Genomic DNA, 845 nt, shown 5'->3' on the forward strand with positions numbered 1-845 from the left:
TAGGCTCCAGACCCATTGATTTCAGGCCTCTGGCGTGATTCAGGCTCCGCAAGGAGAGCTAATCGATGAGAAATCTTTTCTGGCTGAGCGACGCCCAGATGGAGCGGTTACGACCCTTCTTCCCGAAGAGCCACGGGAAGCCACGCGTGGATGACCGGCGCGTGCTGAGCGGGATAATATTCATCAATCGCAATGGATTGCGTTGGTGCGACGCTCCGAAGGAATACGGACCAGCCAAGACCCTCTACAACCGGTGGAAGCGCTGGAGCGACAACGGGGTCTTTGCCCGGATGATGGTCGGTCTGGCCGCCGAGCGCGCCGAACACAAGACGATCATGATCGACGCCACCTACCTCAAAGCACACCGCACGGCGTCGAGCCTGTGCGTAAAAAAGGGGGGCGCGGGCGTCAGATCGGGCGCACGAAAGGCGGTATGAACACCAAGCTGCACGCCGTTGTCGATGCCAAGGGGCGTCCGATCGGGTTCTTCATGTCGGCCGGCCAGGTCAGCGATTACACGGGCGCGGCGGCGCTGCTGCGTAGCCTACCGAAGGCGGGGTGGCTGCTGGCCGACAGGGGCTATGACGCTGATTGGTTTAGAGATGCCTTAAAAGACAAGGGGATAAAGGTCTGTATCCCCGGTCGGAAGTCCCGCAAGAGGGCCGTCAAATATGACAAGCGGCGCTACAAACGGCGCAACCGCATCGAGATCATGTTTGGCAGGCTCAAGGACTGGCGGCGCGTCGCCACGCGATACGACCGGTGCCCGGAAACCTTCTTCTCAGCCATCATGCTCGCCGCAACCGTCTTGTTCTGGCTCTGAAACTCAATGAGTCTGGACCCTA

Annotated in this window: 1 protein-coding gene; it reads left to right on the top strand. The window is 60.0% G+C overall.

The genetic code is table 11. The annotated features are described in order from the left end of the window. Positions 1 to 65 precede the first annotated feature (65 nt). Positions 66 to 823, top strand: a protein-coding gene (locus tag E2K76_RS20145) for an IS5 family transposase (RefSeq protein WP_136686213.1) whose coding sequence is annotated in 2 segments (ribosomal slippage) — positions 66 to 384 and positions 384 to 823 — 759 coding nt in all. Because the reading frame shifts where the segments join, the coding sequence is not laid out codon by codon here. Positions 824 to 845: the final 22 nt, after the last annotated feature.

This window comes from Falsirhodobacter xinxiangensis, assembly GCF_004959935.1.
GTDB classification, from domain to species: Bacteria; Pseudomonadota; Alphaproteobacteria; order Rhodobacterales; family Rhodobacteraceae; genus Falsirhodobacter; species Falsirhodobacter xinxiangensis.